The sequence below is a fragment of the Shinella sp. S4-D37 genome (assembly GCF_040812195.1).
Taxonomy (GTDB): Bacteria; Pseudomonadota; Alphaproteobacteria; order Rhizobiales; family Rhizobiaceae; genus Shinella.
This window is the reverse complement of the sequence record NZ_JBFNXL010000005.1, coordinates 2,280,181-2,297,736: the sequence shown is the minus strand read 5'-3', so window position 1 is coordinate 2,297,736 and position 17,556 is coordinate 2,280,181. Positions and strand designations below refer to the sequence as shown.

The window sequence follows — 17,556 nt, the reverse complement described above, 5'->3', positions numbered from 1 at the left end:
CCCGTCAGTGCTCGTACTGGGTGAAGGACGGGTCGGCGAGGTCGGTGAAGCGGGTGTATTCCGACTGGAAGGCGAGCTTGACCGTGCCGGTGGGGCCGTGGCGCTGCTTGGCGATGATGACGTCGGCCGTGCCCTTCACGGCCTCTAACTTCATCTTCCATTCCTCGTATTTCGGGTCGAACTCGTCGCGCGGCTCGAGGTTCTTCACGTAGTATTCCTCGCGGAACACGAAGAGCACCACGTCGGCGTCCTGCTCGATCGAGCCCGATTCGCGAAGGTCGGAGAGCTGGGGGCGCTTGTCCTCGCGGCTTTCCACCTGGCGGGAAAGCTGGGAGAGCGCGATGATCGGCACGTTCAGTTCCTTGCCGAGCGCCTTCAGGCCCGTCGTGATCTGGGTGATCTCCTGCACGCGGTTGTCGCTCGATTTGCCCGAGCCGGTCATCAGCTGGATATAGTCCACCACGAGGCAATCGAGGCCGCGCTGGCGCTTCAAACGGCGCGCGCGGGCGGAAAGCTGGGCGATCGAGATGCCGCCGGTCTGGTCGATATAGAGCGGCACCTTCTGCATCATCTGGCTGCAGGCGACGAGCTTTTCGAAATCGGCCTCGGAAATGTCGCCGCGGCGGATCTTCGACGAGGAGACTTCCGTCTGCTCGGAGATGATGCGGGTGGCGAGCTGCTCGGAGGACATTTCGAGCGAGTAGAAGCCGACGACGCCGCCGTTCTTCGCCTTGAAGGAGCCGTCCGCCTGCACTTCCGGCTCGTAGGAGGCGGCGATGTTGTAGGCGATGTTGGTGGCAAGCGAGGTCTTGCCCATGCCGGGGCGTCCGGCGAGCACGATCAAGTCCGAGCGCTGCAGGCCGCCCATGCGCGCGTCGAGCGAATGGATGCCGGTGGAAATGCCCGACAGCGAGCCGTCGCGCTCGAAGGCGGCGCCGGCCATGTCGATCGCCAGCGCCACCGCGTCGTTGAACGACTGGAAGCCGCCGTCGTAGCGGCCGGTCTCGGCCAGTTCGAAGAGCCGCCGTTCGGCATCCTCGATCTGGCTCTGCGGCGGCATGTCGAGCGGCGCGTCATAGGCGATGTTGACCATGTCCTCGCCGATATTGATCAGCGAGCGGCGCAGCGCCAGGTCGTAGATGGCGCGGCCGTAGTCTTCCGCGTTGATGATCGTCACCGCCTCGGCGGCAAGGCGCGCCAGATATTGCGGGATCGTGAGGTCGCCGACCTTGCCGTCCGAGGGCAGGTGGGTCTTCAGCGTGATCGTCGTGGCGATCTTGCCCATGCGGATCGTGTCGCCGGCAAGCTCGTAGATCTTGCGGTGCAGCGGCTCGTTGAAATGCATCGGCTTCAGGAAGTCCGAGACACGGTAATAGGCGTCGTTGTTGACGAGGATCGCGCCGAGCAGGGCCTGTTCCGCCTCGACGTTGTTCGGGGCTTCACGGTGGTGCAGTTCGGTCGTGTCGCGACCGGCCTGGCTGAGCTTGCGCGCGGCGTCGTTCATCGTCCCGAATCTCCCGTAGCCGTTTCATGAAGCCCGGTGGTTTCGGACCTTTCCGCCCATGGGTCAAGCGGTTCCGCCGCCGCCTTCGTTTTAGGCCCGGTGTTAGACTTTTCCACAGGCGCCCGGGACACGGCAGGCCCGGATCGCGCCGGGCCTGCCCGCTTTCGGTTGACAGCACCTGCGAATCTCAGAGCGAGGCCTCCTGCGGGAACTGCCGCGCGCCGCGGCGCTCGCCCTTCGGGTTGTCTTCATGCGCCTTGAGGCAGTCCTCGCCGCGCCCGATATAGTCGCGCGTCAGCGGCACGGCCCGCTGGTCATGCGCCATCTGGAGCTGGAAGACGACGAGGTTCTGCCAGCGGAAGGCGCTTTCGGAGGCGGCGAGGTAGAACTCCCAGATCCGGCAGAACCTTTCGTCGTAAAGTGCCCTGGCCTCGTCGCGCCGGGCCATGAAGCGCTCGCGCCAGTGGCGCAGCGTCTCGGCATAGTGCAGGCGCAGGATCTCCACGTCCGTCACGGCAAGGCCGCTCTTTTCCACCGCCTGCATCACCTCGGAAAGGGCCGGGATGTAGCCGCCCGGAAAAATGTACTTCTCGATGAACGGGTTGTTGGCCGAAGGCTGGTCGGTGCGCCCGATCGTGTGCAGCAGCATCACGCCATCCTGCTTCAGCAGCGATGCGCTCTTCTTGAAGAAGGTCGGGTAGTTCGGCCGGCCGACATGCTCGAACATGCCGACGGAGACGATCCGGTCGAATGGACCCTCGACATTGCGATAGTCCTGCAGCAGGAACTTGACCTCCTCCGTCAATCCGGCCTCGACGGCCCGCTTCTCCGAGAGCGCGTGCTGCTCGTCGGAGAGGGTGACGCCCGTCACCCGGGCGCCGAGCTGGCGGGCGAGGTAGAGCGCCATGCCGCCCCAGCCGCTGCCGATGTCGAGCACGCTCTGGCCCGGCCTGATAATGTTGAGCTTGGCCGCGATGTGCCGCTTCTTGGCAAGCTGCGCCTCGTCGAGCGTCTGGTCCGGCCGTTCGAAATAGGCGCAGGAATATTGCCGGTCCTGGTCGAGGAAGAGATCGTAGAGTGTGCCCGTCAGGTCGTAGTGGTGCTGGACGTTGCGGCGGGCGCGCACGATGCTGTTCTTCTCGCGCGCCCAGCGGAAGAGATAGCGCACCCGCTCGAGCAGGCGGTTCCAGCGGCTGTCGTAGTACTTGAAATCGGGATTGCCGGTGAAGACGGCCCTGAGCAGGCCGTACATGTCGCCCTCGACGATGTCGATATCTCCGGTGCCGTAGTGATGGCCGAGATAGTAGGCGGGGTCGATGGCGATCCCCCAGAGGGCCTTCTTCGTGTTGAGGCGCAGGTGGACGGGATTGCCGGTGCCGTCGCCGAAGGTCTGGCTGGTTCCGTCGGGATAGGTGATCTTGAGGTTCCCGGTCTCGACGAGGCGGGAAACGAGTGTCTGCACAAGGAATTTCATTCGCTAAACTCCGTCACGCTTGAAAATCTGGCGGAAACGGGTCTGGTCGGAAACCGGCCTTGCAAGCGGCCCAACCGCCAATCCAGTCTAACGGAATATAGATATTGATGGAAAAGGCGCGATTTCAAGCCGTGCTTTCTGGCCCTTCAAACGAAACGGGCCGGCAAGAGCCGGCCCGTCCTGTAGCATCCGTCGAAGGCGGATATTATGCGTCTTCTTCTTCGATGCCCTCGGCTTCCGGGTCGAAGAAGTCGGCAGCCGTCAGCGCGTCTTCGTCGACGCCGTAGATCGCGTCGGCCGACGTCAGGCTTTCGCCCTTCGACTGGCGCTCGGCTTCCTCGGCGGAGCGGGCGACGTTGACTTCGACCGAGATCTCGACTTCGGCGTGCAGGTGCAGGACGACCTTGTGCAGGCCGATCGCCTTGATCGGGGTGTTGAGCTCGACCTGGTTGCGGCCGACGTTGAAGCCGTCGGCAGCCAGCGCCTCGATGACGTCGCGGGCAGCGACCGAGCCGTAGAGCTGGCCGGTTTCGCCCGCGGAGCGGACGATGACGAAGGACTTGCCGTCGAGCTTCTCGGCAACCGCCTGGGCTTCCGACTTGCGCTCGAGGTTGCGGGCTTCGAGCGTCGCGCGCTCGGATTCGAAGCGCTTCTTGTTGGCTTCGTTGGCGCGCAGCGCCTTGCCGAGCGGCAGCAGGTAGTTACGGGCAAAGCCGTCGCGAACCTTCACGGTTTCGCCCATCTGGCCGAGCTTGGCGATGCGTTCGAGGAGAATGACGTCCATTTTAGAGTTCCTTTCTGAATGTCAGCTGTTCTGGTTTTTCTTCTCTCCCGGGCCGGCGGGCGTCAGCGCGATGGTGCGCCGCGTGTCCATCAGGCCCAGGACGAGGATGGCGAAGATCGGTATGGTGAAGAGCAGTACCGAGATATAGGCGAACCACAGGGCAAAGAGCCGCCACGGCTTGCCGCGCGTCCTGAAATGCAGGCTCGCGAAGCCGGCAAGCACGAAACCGGCCCCGAAGGTGCCGCAGACGAGCGCGCCGATGATCGCCGGCACGCCGCCCATGAAGGCGAGGACGAGGCCGGCGAGGAAGAAGAAGATCGCGTTGCGGTGCATGCGCAGCGTCGAGGGCATGTCCTCGCGCGGGCGAAGGCCCCGGCCGGACAGGCGCACGATGAAGGTCGCGACATAATAGGCCGCAAACAGCAGGAAGACCCAGAGCGCGCCCTGCACGAGCGGCAGGGCGAGCGCGAAGATGGACTTCAACTGCGCGACGGCGGCCGCGTCGGGATCGTAGAGCGGCTCCTGGGCCTTCAGCGTCTGGATGACGATGTCGACGAGCTGGCTCGCCATGGCGCTGTCGTAACCGACGATCGCGCCGACGGCGATCATGCCGAGCGTCACCATGACGGCGAGGTGCGCGAGGATGTTGGACAGCGGATACCAGGCGAGCGCGTCTTCCGGGCCGCCGAGTTCGGAGGCGGGGCGCGCCAGGTTCGCAAGGTTGGACAGCCAGCCGGCCGGGATCAGCGTGATGATGACGATCAGCAGCGCGAAATGCGAGGAGACCAGCATGGAGGCGGTCGCCCCGCCGGCGACGACGGCGATCAGCGCGCTGGCATTGCCCCAGCCGAGGCCGGCGATCAGGATGGGAAGGGCGGACGCGGCGTAAAGCACGATCGCCAGCGTCGACTGCGCATTCGCGCTCAGCGAAAGCAGAGCGGCGGTCACACCGGCAATCAGGCCGGTCGCAATCGATGTCGGCGTCAGGGTCTTCACGGCTTCGCTGTCCTGTCCGGTCAGACAGTTAGAGGAGTTTCCTGAAAGATTGATTCAGGACCGTCTCCCCAACATGGGATTTTGACTTCAGATTTCCCGCAATCCCGGACGCAAAACCGTTTCACACTTTTGCTGGAATTGCTCTGAAAGTCGGCGGCTCCGATCCGCGCCCAACGCGGAAGGGAAAGGGGAAGGCGGCAGGGCCGTCTTCCCCGGAGTCATGTGTCCCGGCCCGACCTTGAGTCAGGCCGCAGAGTCACGTCCTTACGCTACGACGTAGGGCAGCAGGCCGAGGAAGCGGGCGCGCTTGATCGCCTTGGCGAGTTCGCGCTGCTTCTTCTGGGAAACGGCCGTGATGCGGGACGGAACGATCTTGCCACGCTCGGAAATGTAGCGCGACAGAAGACGGACGTCCTTGTAGTCGATCTTCGGAGCGTTCGCGCCCGAGAAGGGGCAGGTCTTGCGGCGGCGGTGGAACGGACGGCGTGCCGGAGCGGAAGAAACATCAGCCATAGTCAAAATCTCCTTCTGCTTCGATTACGCGCGGTCTTCGCGGGCCGGACGGTCGCCACGCGGCGGGCGGTCGCCGAAGTCGCGGCGCGGACGGTCGCCGAAATCGCGGCGCGGGCCGCGGTCGTCGCCGTCACGACGCGGACGGTCGTCGCGGTCGCGCTTCTGCATCATGGCCGACGGGCCTTCCTCGTGGGCTTCCACGGCGATGGTCATGTAACGAAGAACGTCTTCGTTGATGCGCATCTGGCGTTCCATCTCGTGGATGGCGGCGGCCGGGGCGTCGATGTCCATCAGCGCGTAATGCGCCTTGCGGTTCTTCTTGATGCGGTAGGTGAGGGACTTGAGGCCCCAGTTCTCAACCCGGCCGACCTTGCCGCCGAGCGATTCGATCACACCCTTGTACTGTTCGACGAGAGCGTCGACCTGCTGGGCGGACACGTCCTGGCGGGCCAGGAAGACATGTTCGTAAAGAGCCATGTGGCTTTGCCTTTCTTGCGTTTACACCCGAAACCGGCGCCAAGCCTCAACGACAGTTCCCAAGGGCTTCAGGAAGCCCCAGCCAAGAAAAGCGTTTAATCCAGACGGTCGAGAGCGGAGACACGGGAGGCCGGAGCCCTTGGCTCCAAACGGCGATTTTCAACGATCGCCGGCCCTCCGTTCAGCCACCAGCCGATTGACCGGGTGTGTTGAACAGCGCGCCTTATACGGGTTTTCCGGCCGAAAGCAAGACCCGGAGCAAAATACAAGACCCGAGACCGGAACGCGTTGCCTCGTTTTGCGACAGGCTGGAACCAAAAGGAAGACGCCGCGTTGTTCATTGCGATCCAACCAGATGGAGTGACCGAAATGCAAGACCCGAACCTTGTCAATCGTCCCCCGGAAGATCGCATCACGCGCCCGGTGGATGATCGCGGACCGACCGTCGTGAACCAGAGCAGCGGGAGGGGCACGGGCGGCTGGGCCGTGGCCGTCATCCTTGCGGTGCTCGTCGCCGTGGGCATCTTCTATTTCGTCGGCAGCGGAACGCCGGGCGACGGCGTCGACCCGAACGCCAACACGTCGGCCATCGGTACGACGGACACGGCGCCGGCCGGCGGCACGGCCACGGATGGCCAGGCAGACGGTGCCACCGGCACGCAGCCGCTGGAAAGCCAGCCGGACGGCGGCGGTGCCGAGGGTGGTGCGACCACCACGAACCCGTAACGTCACCCCGCATGTGGCAAAGAAAAACCCGCCGGAAACGGCGGGTTTTTCTGTTTATCACATGGGCGCCGGGTAGAGCCTATGGATGCGGCGGATGCCGTTCAGCACATCGGGCGGGAGCGTCACGTCCGCCGCGCCGATATCCGTCTGCAACTGCTCCATCGTCGTCGCGCCGATGATGACGGAGGCCATGAAGGGCCGCGTCAGGCAGAAGGCCAGCGCCATCTGGCCGGGATCGAGTCCATGCTCCTTCGCCAGATCTACATAGGCGCGCACGGCCGGTTCCTGCAGCGGCTGGTAGCGTCCGCCGAGATCGCCGTTCTTCGTCAGGCGCGAGCCTTCCGGCCGGGCGCCGTCGAGATATTTTCCGGTGAGAAGCCCGGCGGCGAGCGGCGAATAGGCGAGAAGCCCGACATCCTCGTGATGCGAGACTTCCGCAAGGTCGAGATCGTAGGCCCGGTAGAGCAGGTTGTACTCGTTCTGGATCGAGGCGACGCGGGGCAGGCCCTTGTCCTCGGCGAGCGTCAGCATCCGCATCGTGCCCCAGGCCGTGTCGTTCGACAGGCCGAGCGCCCGCACCTTGCCGGCCTTCACGAGGTCGCCGATGGTTTCGAGTATCTCCAGAAGCTCGGCGGCGACCTTTTCGCGATCCTGCTTCGACGGGTCGTAGCTCCAGGAATTGCGGAAGTGGTAATGTCCGCGGTTCGGCCAGTGCAGCTGGTAGAGGTCGACATAGTCGGTCTTCAGGCGCTGGAGGCTGCCGTCGATCGCCGAAAGGATGCCGGCGCGGCTCATCGGCGCTCCGTCGCGGATATAGGGACGGCCGGGGCCGGCGACCTTGGTGGCGAGGACGACCTTGTCGCGGTTGCCGCGCGCGGCCATCCAGGTGCCGATGAAGCGTTCGGTATCGCCGTAGGTTTCGGCGGAAAGCGGGGTCGTCGGATAGAGTTCGGCCGTATCGATAAAGTTCACGCCCCGGGCGAACGCGTAGTCGAGCTGGTCGTGCGCGTCCTTCTCGCTGTTCTGCGAGCCCCAGGTCATCGTGCCGAGGCAGATTTCCGACACGCTGATGCCGGTCCGGCCAAGCGGATTGTATTTCATGGGAGGAGAAATCCTGTTGTGGGAACGGCGCGAATGTAGGCGGCTACCCGCGAAGCGCAAGATGCAAAGCGGCTTTTCCCTGTGCGAAGGCCTTGGAAATGCCGGCTTCGGGGTGCCGGAAGCCCGCCGCACGCCTTGACTCGCCGGGCCGGAATGTGAATGGAAAAGAAAACATGAGACGGGAGAGACCCCTATGAGCGTAGCATTCACCTTCCCCGGCCAGGGCAGCCAGGCCGTCGGCATGGGCAAGGATCTCGCGGAAGCCTTCCCGGAGGCGCGCGCCGTTTTCGCGGAAGTCGACGAGGCCCTCGGCCAGAAGCTTTCCGCCATCATGTTCGAGGGACCGGAAGAGACATTGACGCTGACGGCGAACGCCCAGCCGGCGCTGATGGCCGTGTCGATCGCCGTCATGCGCGTGCTCGAGGCGCGCGGCCTGTCGCTGAAGGACCAGGTCTCCTACGTCGCCGGCCATTCGCTCGGCGAATATTCGGCGCTCTGTGCCGCCGGAACCTTCACGCTGGCCGATACCGCGCGCCTCCTGCGCATCCGCGGCAATGCCATGCAGTCCGCCGTGCCGGTGGGCGAGGGCGCCATGGCGGCGATCATCGGCCTGGAGCAGGCGGATGTCGAAGCCGTCTGCAAGGAAGCCTCCACCGGCGGAAGCTGCCAGATCGCCAACGACAATGGCGGCGGCCAGCTCGTCATCTCCGGCTCCAAGCCGGCCGTCGAGGTCGCCGCACGGCTCGCGACGGAGAAGGGCGCCAAGCGCGCGCTGATGCTCACCGTCTCCGCTCCCTTCCATTCCGCCCTGATGGCCCCGGCCGCCGACGCCATGCGCGAGGCGCTGGCGGGCGTGTCGGCGAAGGCCCCGGTCGTGCCCGTCCTCGCCAATGTCCGCGCCGCCCCGGTCAGCGATCCGCAGGAGATCGTCCGCCTGCTCGTCGAGCAGGTCACCGGCCAGGTGCGCTGGCGCGAGACGGTCGAATGGTTCGCGGCAAACAACGTCACGACGCTTTACGAGGTCGGCTCCGGCAAGGTCCTGACCGGCCTTGCCCGCCGCATCGACAAGTCCGTCACCGGCATCGCCATCAACGGCCCGGCGGATATCGACAATGCGTTGTCGGCGCTGATCTGAGGAATTAGGCAATAGGCAATAGGGCCTGGAACCGGCCTCGAATGAGCATCCCTATCGCCTAATTCCTACTGCCTAATTCCTGTTTCCATTTGCTCAACACACAGGAGCCTATCCATGTTTGATCTTTCCGGCCGCAAGGCTCTCGTTACCGGCGCATCCGGCGGCATCGGCGAGGAGATCGCCCGCATCCTCCATGCCCAGGGGGCGATCGTCGGCCTGCACGGCACGCGCGTCGAGAAGCTGGAAACGCTGGCCAACGAGCTTGGTGAGCGCGTCCACATCTTCCCGGCGAACCTTTCCGACCGCGCCGAAGTCAAGGCGCTCGGCGAGAAGGCCGAGGCCGATCTCGGCGGCGTCGACATCCTCGTCAACAATGCCGGCATCACCAGGGACGGCCTGTTCGTGCGCATGAGCGACGACGACTGGGACGCGGTCCTGGAGGTCAATCTCACGGCCGTCTTCCGACTGACGCGCGAACTCACCCATCCGATGATGCGCCGCCGCTACGGCCGCATCATCAACATCACCTCCGTCGTCGGCGTCACCGGCAATCCGGGCCAGGCGAACTACTGCGCCTCCAAGGCCGGCATGATCGGCTTCAGCAAGTCGCTCGCCCAGGAGATCGCGACGCGCAACGTCACGGTCAACTGCGTGGCCCCCGGCTTCATCGAAAGCGCGATGACCGGCAAGCTGAACGACAAGCAGAAAGAGGCGATCATGGGGGCCATCCCGATGAGGCGCATGGGCACCGGCGCGGAAGTCGCCTCCGCCGTCGCCTACCTCGCTTCGTCCGAGGCCGCCTACATGACGGGCCAGACGCTGCATGTGAACGGCGGCATGGCGATGATCTGAGGAAGGCCGAATGCCCGGCCCAAGTGCCCGGCGTTGCAGCATGAATAGCATGTTGACCGCTGGCGCGCCGGGCATTTTCGCACTTTGCGGCGGACTTAAACCGTGTTAATCGGGCCATGACTGTCAGCAGTCGACCGGTTAATGCCCGAGTGATCCGACGGTACGGAACAGTATCGCCGATGCCGCATTGCCAGTTGAATGGCCCGGTTGAAGGGATTGCCGGATGTGTTCTTGAGGCACATCGGGCGTGTTGAGTGTCCGGTGCCGTGACAGGCGCCGATCAAAAACAAAGGTCGAGGAATCCGACATGAGCGATATCGCAGAACGCGTAAAGAAAATTGTCATTGATCATCTGGGCGTTGACGCCGAAAAGGTCAGCGAAGGCGCAAGCTTCATCGATGATCTTGGCGCGGACTCGCTCGACACCGTCGAACTGGTCATGGCGTTCGAAGAAGAATTCGGCGTCGAGATCCCGGACGATGCCGCCGACTCGATCCTGACGGTCGGCGACGCCGTCAAGTTCATCGAGAAGGCCCAGGCCTGATCTGATCTCCGGCGGGCCGCCTTCGGGCGGCCCGTCCACGGCCCTTCCGGGGCCGCACCTCCTCTTGGGGCAATAGGCATAGAATACATAAGGGTGGATCACGGACGATGAGGCGTGTCGTTATCACGGGTACCGGCATGGTATCCCCGCTTGGCTGTGGCACCGAAATTACCTGGAGCCGGCTTCTCGAAAGCCGCAGCGGGGCTGCCAGGGTAACCACCTTCGAGGTCGAGGACCTTCCCGCAAAGATCGCCTGTTCTATCCCGCTCGGCGACGGCACCGACGGCACCTACAATGCCGACCAGTGGATGGAGCCGAAGGAACAGCGCAAGGTCGATCCCTTCATCGTCTACGCCGTCGCGGCCGCCGACATGGCGCTGGCCGACGCCGGCTGGCACCCGAAGACGAACGAGGACCAGATCGCGACCGGCGTGCTCATCGGCTCCGGCATCGGCGGCCTCGACGGCATCGTCGAGGCCGGCTACACGCTGCGCGACAAGGGCCCGCGCCGCGTCTCGCCCTTCTTCATCCCCGGCCGCCTGATCAACCTCGCCTCCGGCCAGGTCTCCATCAAGCACAAGCTGCGCGGCCCGAACCATTCCGTCGTCACCGCCTGCTCGACGGGCGCGCATGCCATCGGCGACGCCAGCCGCCTGATCGCGCTCGGCGACGCCGACGTCATGGTGGCGGGCGGCGCCGAATCGCCGATCTGCCGCATCGCGCTCGCCGGCTTTGCCGCCTGCAAGGCGCTCTCCACCGCCCGCAACGACGACCCCACCGCCGCCTCGCGCCCCTATGACCGCGACCGCGACGGCTTCGTCATGGGTGAGGGCGCAGGCGTCGTCATCCTGGAAGAGCTGGAGCACGCCAAGGCGCGCGGCGCGAAGATCTATGCCGAGGTCGTCGGCTACGGCCTTTCGGGCGACGCCTATCACATCACCGCCCCGTCGGAAGACGGCGACGGCGCCTATCGCTGCATGCAGATGGCGCTGAAGCGCGCCGGCATCCCGGCGAGCGAACTCGACTATATCAACGCGCACGGCACCTCCACCATGGCCGACACGATTGAGCTTGGCGCGGTGGAGCGCCTCGTCGGCGATGCCGCCTCCCGCGTCTCCATGTCGTCCACCAAGTCGGCGATCGGCCACCTGCTCGGCGCCGCCGGCGCGGTCGAGGCGATCTTCACGGCGCTGGCGATCCGCGACAACATCGCCCCGCCGACGCTGAACCTCGACAATCCCGATGTCGAGACGGCGATCGACCTGGTGCCGCACAAGGCGCGCAAGCGCGAGATCAACGTGGCGCTGTCCAATTCGTTCGGCTTCGGCGGGACGAATGCATCGCTTGTTCTCAAGCGTTACGCCTGAACCGGGGCCCGTGCTCCGGCACGCCACACACCCGAATGCGCAGGGCAGGTTCATCCTGCTTTTGCCGTATTGCTCTGCTGGAAGACAGTCGAGCAATGCCCGAACATGAGGACAGTCCGTGAGCGACACGAACGAACCCGGCGAGACGCAGTTTGGCCGCGGCGAGGCCTCCGGCCAGTCGCGCATCATCCCCAAGTCCGCCAACGAGGCCCTTCGGCCGGAACAGGTGCCGCAGCCGCCGAGCCGGCGGCGTTCGCGCAAGGCACGCAGCCAGATCGTCATCTTCCTCAATTTCGTCATGACCGTGGTCGTCTTCGCCACGATCGTCGGCATGGGCATCTTCTACTACGGCGTGAAGCGCTACGAGGAAGCGGGCCCGTTGACGGCAAACACGAACTTCATCGTGCGTGCCGGCGCCGGCACGAACGAGATTGCGGCCAATCTCGAGCGCAACGACATCATCTCCGACAGCCGCGTCTTCCGCATTCTCTCGCGCATCTATCTCGACGGCGAGACGCTGAAGGCCGGCGAATACGAGATCAAGGCCGGCGCGACGATGCGCGAGATCGTCGAATTGCTGAAATCCGGCAAGTCGATCCTCTACAGCGTCTCCGTGCCGGAGGGGCTGACGGTCAAGCAGGTCTTCAGGCGCCTGTCCGACGATCCGGTGCTGGAAGGCGACCTGCCGGCCGACCTGCCGGCGGAGGGCTCGCTGATGCCCGACACCTACAAGTTCTCGCGCGGCACCAAGCGCGCCGACATCCTCCAGCAGATGCTGGCGGCGCAGAAGACCCTCGTCGACCAGATCTGGGAGCGCCGCGACGACAACCTGCCGATCGCAAGCCGCGAGGAATTCGTCACGCTCGCCTCGATCGTCGAGAAGGAGACGGGCCGGGCCGACGAGCGGCCGCGCGTCGCCTCGGTCTTCCTCAACCGCCTCGACAAGGGCATGCGCCTGCAGTCCGACCCGACGATCATCTACGGCATCTTCGGCGGCGACGGCAAACCGGCCGACCGGCCGATCTTCCAGTCGGACCTCGAGAAGCAGACGCCGTTCAACACCTATATCATCAAGGGCCTGCCGCCGACGCCGATCGCCAATCCGGGCCGCGCGGCCCTGGAGGCGGTCGCCAACCCGTCGCGCACGCCGGACCTCTACTTCGTCGCCGACGGCACCGGCGGCCACGTCTTCGCCGAGACGCTGGACGAGCACAACCAGAATGTCCGCCGCTGGCGCAAGCTGGAAGCGGAGAAGGCGGCCGAGGCCGCGAAAGAAGCGGAAGCCGCCGGCTCGCAGTAAGAGCGCCTTCCTTCCCTGCGGAAAGACCCCGGCATCGCCGGGGTCTTCTCGTTTTGGGGCATGCTTTCCGGCTCATCCCCACCTTTGATGTGGATCGCGCGCCGTTCCCGGCGCTCCCCCGTTTCCAACCCCGTGAAACTGCTCCACTTTGGGAGATGGCTTTTCGCGCCTGCGGCGCGTTTCGGCGGCCCGGCTTTCCGGCTCGACCTGCCGTCGCCGGGCGCCACTGGAGGATGACATGACATTGCAATCGATGACCGGCTTTGCGCGGGTCGAGGGAACCAGCGGGCGCACGCGCTGGGCGTGGGAACTGCGCTCGGTCAACGGCAAGGGCCTCGACATCAGGCTACGCCTGCCGCCCGGCTTCGAGGCGCTGGAGGCCGATGTGCGTCCCCTTGCGGGCGAAACGCTCGCGCGCGGCAATCTCCAGATCGCGCTTTCCGTCAGCGTCAGCGAGGCGCAGGTCGAGGCGGTGGTGAACCAGGGGGCGCTTGCCGCCGTGCTGGCGCTGCGCACGCAACTGGCCGGCACGATCGACCCGGCGCCCCTGAAGCTCGATACGCTGCTGTCCATGCGCGGCGTCGTCGATTTCCGCGAGGCGGACGAGAGCGAGGCCGAGCGCACGGCACGGGACGCCGATATCCGCGCGGGGCTGGCCGAGGCGATCCGTCGCCTGGCCGAGATGCGGCGCCGGGAAGGGGCGGCGCTGGCCGGCGTGCTGCTCGGCCAGGTCGCCCGCATCGCGGCGCTGACGACGGCCGTCGAGGCCGATCCGTCGCGCAGTATTTCTGCCGTCGCCGAGCGGCTTTCCGCGCAGGTCGCCCTCCTCATGCAGGGAACGACGGCGCTCGATCGCGACCGCCTGCACCAGGAGGCGGCGCTGCTTGCCACGAAGGCGGACCTGCGCGAGGAGATCGACCGGTTGAAGGGGCATGTCGCCGCGGCGCGCGAACTCATCGCCGCGGGCGGGCCGATCGGCCGCAAGCTCGATTTTCTCGCACAGGAATTTAACCGGGAATCGAATACGATCTGTTCCAAGTCGAACGCCGCTGCTGTAACGGCTGCAGGTATCGAACTGAAGGTCGTCATCGACCAGTTCAGGGAACAGGTCCAGAATCTGGAGTAGGCCATGGCCGAGCCGTCAAAGCATATCCAAATCGAACGCCGCGGGCTCATGCTCGTCATCTCCTCGCCGTCGGGCGCCGGCAAGTCGACCATCGCCCGCAACCTCCTGGAGGCCGATCCCGGCCTCAGCCTGTCGGTCAGCGTCACCACGCGCCAGCGCCGGGCGAGCGAGATCGCCGGCCGGCACTACCATTTCATCAACCACAAGGAGTTCGAGCGGCTGCGCGACAGCGACGCCCTGCTCGAATGGGCCGAGGTGCACGGCAATTTCTACGGCACGCCGCGCGAGCCGGTGGAGGAGGCGATGTCGGCCGGCCGCGACATGCTGTTCGACATCGACTGGCAGGGCGCCCAGCAATTGCAGGAGAAGATGCCGGCCGACGTCGTCTCCATCTTCATCCTGCCGCCCTCGATGACCGAGCTGCAATCGCGCCTGCATCGTAGGGCCGAGGACACGGAGGAGGTCATCCAGACCCGCCTTGCCAATTCCTGCGCCGAGATCGAGCACTGGCGGGAATACGACTACGTCATCCTCAACGACGACCTCTCCGTCGCCTTCGACGCCGTGCAGAGCATCGTCAAGGCCGAACGCCTGCGCCGCGACCGGCGGCACGGGCTGTTCGAGTTCGTGACGAAGCTGGTGACGGAGAAGCCGGTTCTTTAGGGTCGCCCGGCTGAGGCCGCCCCCCTACAGCACGTTCGCCAGCCGCACGAACTCTTCCACGCTCAGCGTCTCCGCCCGCCGCTGCGGATCGATCTGCGCGCGCGCCAAAAGGGCCTCGCCGCCGAGCGACTTGACGCTCTGGCGCAGCATCTTGCGGCGCTGGCCGAAGGCGGCGTGGGTGACGCGCTCCAGCGCGCGGGCCTCGCAGGGCAGGGGATTGGGCACCGGCTCCAGATGCACCACGGAGGAGGTGACCTTCGGCGGCGGGGTGAAGGCCTGGGGCGGCACGTCGAAGGCCATGCGGGCATGGGTGCGCCAGCCCGAGAGCACGCCGAGCCGGCCATAATGGTCGTCGTTCTCCTCCGCCACGATGCGCAGGCCCACCTCGCGCTGGAACATCAGCGTCAGCGTGTCCCAGAAGGGCGGCCAGGCCTTCGGCAGCAGCCAGTTGACGAGAAGCTGCGTGCCGACATTGTAGGGGAGGTTGGCGATGATGCGCACCGGCTCGCCGGGCGCCAGCGCCTCGAAATCGGTCTTCAGCGCGTCCCCTTCGATGACCGTCAGGCGGCCGGGATAATGGTTCGAAATCTCCGCCAGCGCCGGCAGGCAGCGCGCGTCGCGCTCGATGGCGATCACCCGCTTGGCGCCGAGCGCCAGGATGGCGCGCGTCAGGCCGCCCGGGCCGGGGCCGACCTCGATGACCGTGTGGTCCTCGATGGGTCCGGCGGTGCGGGCGATCTTCTGGGTGAGGTTGAGGTCGAGCAGGAAATTCTGGCCGAGCGCCTTCTTCGCGTCCAGCCCGTGGCGCTGGATGACGTCGCGGAGCGGCGGCAGCCCGTCGAGTGCGGCCATCAGCCGGTCTCCTTTGCGGCCCGTTCGTGCCGGGCGAGGTCATGGGCAAGGCGGAGGGCGGCGAGCAGGCTGTCGGGTTTGGCGACGCCCCTGCCGGCCAGCGAGAAGGCCGTGCCGTGGTCCGGCGAGGTGCGGATGAAGGGCAGGCCGAGCGTGGCATTGACGGCGTCGTCGAAGCCGAGCGCCTTGGCGGGGATCAGCGCCTGGTCGTGATACATGCAGAGCGCCACGTCGTAGGTGGCGCGGGCGGCGTCATGGAACATCGTATCGGCCGGCAGCGGGCCGACGGCGTCGATGCCGGCTGCCTTGAGCCGCTCCACGGCGGGGCGCACGACGGCGTCGTCCTCAAGGCCCAGCGCGCCGCCTTCGCCGGCATGCGGGTTGAGCCCGGCAAGGGCAAGGCGCGGACGGGCGATGCCGAAGCGTTGCCGCAGGTCCCGCTCGGTGATGGTCGCCGTCTCCACGATCAGCGCTTCCGTCAGCGCCTCCGGCACGTCCTTCAGCGGAATGTGGATGGTGACGGGCACGCTGCGCAGCTTCGGCCCGGCCAGCAGCATGACGGGCAGCGCCTGCCGGCCCGTCGCCTTTGCGGCGAGATCGGCGAGGAATTCGGTATGGCCGGGAAAGCCGAAGCCGGCATCGTAGAGCACGGCCTTGGCGATCGGGTTCGTCACGACGGCGGCGGTGCGGCCGGCGAGCGTCAGGGCGACGGCGGCTTCGATCGCGCCGGTGATGGCGCCGGCATTGCGGGAATCGGGCGCGCCTGCCACGGCCGGAACGGCGAAGTCGCTGGCGAGCACCGGCAGGGCGGCCGGGAAGAGGGCGGCCGCCGTCTCCGGCTCCGCCGCCGCGACCGTGACATCGAGCCCGAGGGCGGCGGCGCGTTCGCGCAGCACCGCGGCATCGCCGATGAAGAGGAAGGGCGGCAGGGAAAGCGCCTTGCGGGCCGACCAGAGGGCAAGCGTGATATCCGGCCCGATCCCCGCCGGATCGCCCATGGTGAGCGCCAGCGGAGGGAAACTTGTCGTCGTCATGGGACCCTGCCGTCAGCGGGTTGGGGGAAGCGCCGCGCGGGCCGCGGCTGCGGCATCAGCGTTCGGTGATCGTCGCCTTCTTGCGCAGTTCGGCGATGTACTTCTGGCTGTTCTCGTCGTTCTCGTTGCCCTTGGCCTTGCTGAGGTCCTCGGCGCGGAAGACCATTTCGGCGGCCACGTCGTCATTGACCTCGCGCTTCTTGCAGATGGCGAGATATTCGACGCCGCGCTCGGTGACGCGCGTGCCCGTCGTCATGCCGTTCGCCTTCTCGACGAGCGGCTTCCAGTCCGCCGGCATTTCCGGCTCCAGCACGCGGCCGAGATCGCGGATCGAGACGTCGCGCATGGTCGCGGCGAAGACCTTCGCCTGGTCGCAGCCGGGGAATTTCGAGCGCGAGGCTTCCGCCTCCTGCTTGCGCTTGCCGAGAATGGCGTTGCGGCGCTTCTCCGGCACGACGAAGATGACCTGCTTGAGGAAATATTCGGTGGTGACCGGCTTCTTGCCGCCGTTCTCCTGCATGCGCTGGACCAGCGTCTTGCTGTCCTTGGCGGCGCCGTAGCGGGCGTTGACGACGCGCGGCCAGCTCATCTGGATGGCGATATACTGCTTGAAATGATCCGAACCGACGCCGGCGCGGCTGAGGATCTCGCCGAGCTGCTGCACCGACATCTTGTTGGAGGCGGCAAAGCGCGCATAGGCGGCATCCACCTCGGAGGTGCTGACGGACATCTTGAGGCGCAGGATCTCGGTGCGCTTCAGCACCTCGTCGATCATCTGCTCGCGGGCCTTGGCGCGCAGGTTCCCCCCGGTGCGCTGCAGGCGCAGGAAGGCGGCGCGGCGCTCGACCTCGCCGGAGGTGACCGGCGTGTTGTTGACGACGGCCACGATACCGCTTGCGGCCTGGACCGTGCCAGCCGGAACCGCGATCGTCGCCGCGGCGGCAAGCGCCACGCCCATCATCATGGAGCGAACCAGAGAGTGTCTGCCCGTCATGCCAGTCCCTTTCCCAAACCCATTTCGCGCGCGCCGGTATCGTTCGTGCGGGAAGGCCGTCCACGCAGGAGGCCTTCGCCGGCGGGCGTTTCTCCCGGATGTGCATAATACATG

The 17,556-nt window shown here is 66.0% G+C and carries 18 protein-coding genes; 8 read left to right on the top strand and 10 right to left on the bottom strand.

The genetic code is table 11. The features are described 5' to 3' along the window. Window positions 1–4: 4 nt before the first annotated feature. The 6 genes from AB3G45_RS18690 to rpsF form a co-directional block, all read right to left on the bottom strand. Entirely contained in the window at window positions 5–1,504 is a 1,500-nt protein-coding gene (locus tag AB3G45_RS18690; RefSeq protein WP_367831959.1) for a replicative DNA helicase, read from the bottom strand. A 187-nt stretch (window positions 1,505–1,691) separates the two neighbouring features. Then, complete coding sequence (locus tag AB3G45_RS18685) at window positions 1,692–2,978, bottom strand: class I SAM-dependent methyltransferase (RefSeq protein WP_367831958.1); 1,287 nt, start codon at window positions 2,976–2,978, stop codon at window positions 1,692–1,694. 205 nt (window positions 2,979–3,183) lie between these two features. Beyond that, entirely contained in the window at window positions 3,184–3,762 is a 579-nt protein-coding gene (gene rplI / locus AB3G45_RS18680) for a 50S ribosomal protein L9 (RefSeq protein ID WP_367831957.1), read from the bottom strand. A gap of 21 nt (window positions 3,763–3,783) precedes the next feature. Beyond that, window positions 3,784–4,758 (bottom strand): DUF2232 domain-containing protein, encoded by a 975-nt coding sequence (locus AB3G45_RS18675; protein WP_367831956.1) that lies wholly within the window; start codon window positions 4,756–4,758, stop codon window positions 3,784–3,786. A gap of 264 nt (window positions 4,759–5,022) precedes the next feature. Then, window positions 5,023–5,271 carry a 30S ribosomal protein S18 gene (gene rpsR, locus AB3G45_RS18670; RefSeq protein ID WP_023515801.1) on the bottom strand — a complete coding sequence of 83 codons (249 nt, stop codon included), beginning with the start codon at window positions 5,269–5,271 and terminating at the stop codon, window positions 5,023–5,025. A 24-nt stretch (window positions 5,272–5,295) separates the two neighbouring features. Further along, window positions 5,296–5,748 (bottom strand): 30S ribosomal protein S6, encoded by a 453-nt coding sequence (gene rpsF, locus AB3G45_RS18665; RefSeq protein ID WP_023515802.1) that lies wholly within the window; start codon window positions 5,746–5,748, stop codon window positions 5,296–5,298. A gap of 369 nt (window positions 5,749–6,117) precedes the next feature. Between rpsF and AB3G45_RS18660 the strand changes: the two genes are divergently transcribed. Further along, the gene (locus tag AB3G45_RS18660) at window positions 6,118–6,474 is read left to right on the top strand and encodes a hypothetical protein (RefSeq protein ID WP_367831955.1); all 357 of its coding nucleotides are present in this window, start codon (window positions 6,118–6,120) and stop codon (window positions 6,472–6,474) included. 57 nt (window positions 6,475–6,531) lie between these two features. Here the strand turns inward: AB3G45_RS18660 and AB3G45_RS18655 are convergent, their stop codons facing one another. Next, window positions 6,532–7,575, bottom strand: a complete 1,044-nt coding sequence (locus AB3G45_RS18655; protein ID WP_367831954.1) for an aldo/keto reductase — start codon at window positions 7,573–7,575, stop codon at window positions 6,532–6,534. Window positions 7,576–7,768: 193 nt separating this feature from the next. Here AB3G45_RS18655 and fabD point away from each other — a divergent pair, with 193 nt between their 5' ends. From fabD to gmk, 7 genes are all read left to right on the top strand, one after another. Beyond that, on the top strand, window positions 7,769–8,710 hold the full coding sequence (gene fabD, locus AB3G45_RS18650; protein WP_367831953.1) for an ACP S-malonyltransferase: 942 nt from the start codon (window positions 7,769–7,771) through the stop codon (window positions 8,708–8,710). A 114-nt stretch (window positions 8,711–8,824) separates the two neighbouring features. Continuing rightward, complete coding sequence (gene fabG / locus AB3G45_RS18645) at window positions 8,825–9,562, top strand: 3-oxoacyl-[acyl-carrier-protein] reductase (RefSeq protein WP_367831952.1); 738 nt, start codon at window positions 8,825–8,827, stop codon at window positions 9,560–9,562. Between the two features lie 307 nt (window positions 9,563–9,869). Next, the gene (locus AB3G45_RS18640) at window positions 9,870–10,106 is read left to right on the top strand and encodes an acyl carrier protein (protein WP_003531676.1); all 237 of its coding nucleotides are present in this window, start codon (window positions 9,870–9,872) and stop codon (window positions 10,104–10,106) included. Between the two features lie 107 nt (window positions 10,107–10,213). Continuing rightward, complete coding sequence (fabF, locus tag AB3G45_RS18635; protein ID WP_367831951.1) at window positions 10,214–11,473, top strand: beta-ketoacyl-ACP synthase II; 1,260 nt, start codon at window positions 10,214–10,216, stop codon at window positions 11,471–11,473. A 118-nt stretch (window positions 11,474–11,591) separates the two neighbouring features. Beyond that, the gene (gene mltG / locus AB3G45_RS18630) at window positions 11,592–12,773 is read left to right on the top strand and encodes an endolytic transglycosylase MltG (RefSeq protein WP_367831950.1); all 1,182 of its coding nucleotides are present in this window, start codon (window positions 11,592–11,594) and stop codon (window positions 12,771–12,773) included. Window positions 12,774–13,011: 238 nt separating this feature from the next. Beyond that, complete coding sequence (locus AB3G45_RS18625; protein ID WP_367831949.1) at window positions 13,012–13,899, top strand: YicC/YloC family endoribonuclease; 888 nt, start codon at window positions 13,012–13,014, stop codon at window positions 13,897–13,899. A 3-nt stretch (window positions 13,900–13,902) separates the two neighbouring features. Beyond that, on the top strand, window positions 13,903–14,562 hold the full coding sequence (gene gmk / locus AB3G45_RS18620; RefSeq protein WP_367831948.1) for a guanylate kinase: 660 nt from the start codon (window positions 13,903–13,905) through the stop codon (window positions 14,560–14,562). Window positions 14,563–14,586: 24 nt separating this feature from the next. On the opposite strand, the gene rsmA is transcribed toward gmk, so the two are convergent. Genes rsmA through AB3G45_RS18605 form a run of 3 tightly spaced genes read right to left on the bottom strand, consistent with a single transcriptional unit; the run spans window position 14,587 to window position 17,442 of the window. After that, a complete protein-coding gene (gene rsmA / locus AB3G45_RS18615; RefSeq protein WP_367831947.1) occupies window positions 14,587–15,414 on the bottom strand; it encodes a 16S rRNA (adenine(1518)-N(6)/adenine(1519)-N(6))-dimethyltransferase RsmA in 828 nt (275 codons plus the stop codon). Continuing rightward, window positions 15,414–16,448, bottom strand: a complete 1,035-nt coding sequence (pdxA, locus tag AB3G45_RS18610; RefSeq protein ID WP_367831946.1) for a 4-hydroxythreonine-4-phosphate dehydrogenase PdxA — start codon at window positions 16,446–16,448, stop codon at window positions 15,414–15,416. The genes rsmA and pdxA overlap by 1 nt, the downstream gene beginning before the upstream one ends. A gap of 55 nt (window positions 16,449–16,503) precedes the next feature. Further along, a complete protein-coding gene (locus AB3G45_RS18605) occupies window positions 16,504–17,442 on the bottom strand; it encodes a SurA N-terminal domain-containing protein (RefSeq protein ID WP_367831945.1) in 939 nt (312 codons plus the stop codon). Between the last annotated feature and the right edge of the window lie 114 nt (window positions 17,443–17,556).

Coding starts and splice junctions, on each gene's coding strand:
- AB3G45_RS18690 (WP_367831959.1), bottom strand. CDS start 1,504: ATGAACGACGCCGCGCGCAAGCTCAGCCAGGCCGGTCGCGACACGACC.
- AB3G45_RS18685 (WP_367831958.1), bottom strand. CDS start 2,978: ATGAAATTCCTTGTGCAGACACTCGTTTCCCGCCTCGTCGAGACCGGG.
- rplI (WP_367831957.1), bottom strand. CDS start 3,762: ATGGACGTCATTCTCCTCGAACGCATCGCCAAGCTCGGCCAGATGGGC.
- rpsR (WP_023515801.1), bottom strand. CDS start 5,271: ATGGCTGATGTTTCTTCCGCTCCGGCACGCCGTCCGTTCCACCGCCGC.
- rpsF (WP_023515802.1), bottom strand. CDS start 5,748: ATGGCTCTTTACGAACATGTCTTCCTGGCCCGCCAGGACGTGTCCGCC.
- AB3G45_RS18660 (WP_367831955.1), top strand. CDS start 6,118: ATGCAAGACCCGAACCTTGTCAATCGTCCCCCGGAAGATCGCATCACG.
- AB3G45_RS18655 (WP_367831954.1), bottom strand. CDS start 7,575: ATGAAATACAATCCGCTTGGCCGGACCGGCATCAGCGTGTCGGAAATC.
- fabD (WP_367831953.1), top strand. CDS start 7,769: ATGAGCGTAGCATTCACCTTCCCCGGCCAGGGCAGCCAGGCCGTCGGC.
- fabG (WP_367831952.1), top strand. CDS start 8,825: ATGTTTGATCTTTCCGGCCGCAAGGCTCTCGTTACCGGCGCATCCGGC.
- AB3G45_RS18640 (WP_003531676.1), top strand. CDS start 9,870: ATGAGCGATATCGCAGAACGCGTAAAGAAAATTGTCATTGATCATCTG.
- fabF (WP_367831951.1), top strand. CDS start 10,214: ATGAGGCGTGTCGTTATCACGGGTACCGGCATGGTATCCCCGCTTGGC.
- AB3G45_RS18625 (WP_367831949.1), top strand. CDS start 13,012: ATGACATTGCAATCGATGACCGGCTTTGCGCGGGTCGAGGGAACCAGC.
- gmk (WP_367831948.1), top strand. CDS start 13,903: ATGGCCGAGCCGTCAAAGCATATCCAAATCGAACGCCGCGGGCTCATG.
- rsmA (WP_367831947.1), bottom strand. CDS start 15,414: ATGGCCGCACTCGACGGGCTGCCGCCGCTCCGCGACGTCATCCAGCGC.
- pdxA (WP_367831946.1), bottom strand. CDS start 16,448: ATGACGACGACAAGTTTCCCTCCGCTGGCGCTCACCATGGGCGATCCG.
- AB3G45_RS18605 (WP_367831945.1), bottom strand. CDS start 17,442: ATGACGGGCAGACACTCTCTGGTTCGCTCCATGATGATGGGCGTGGCG.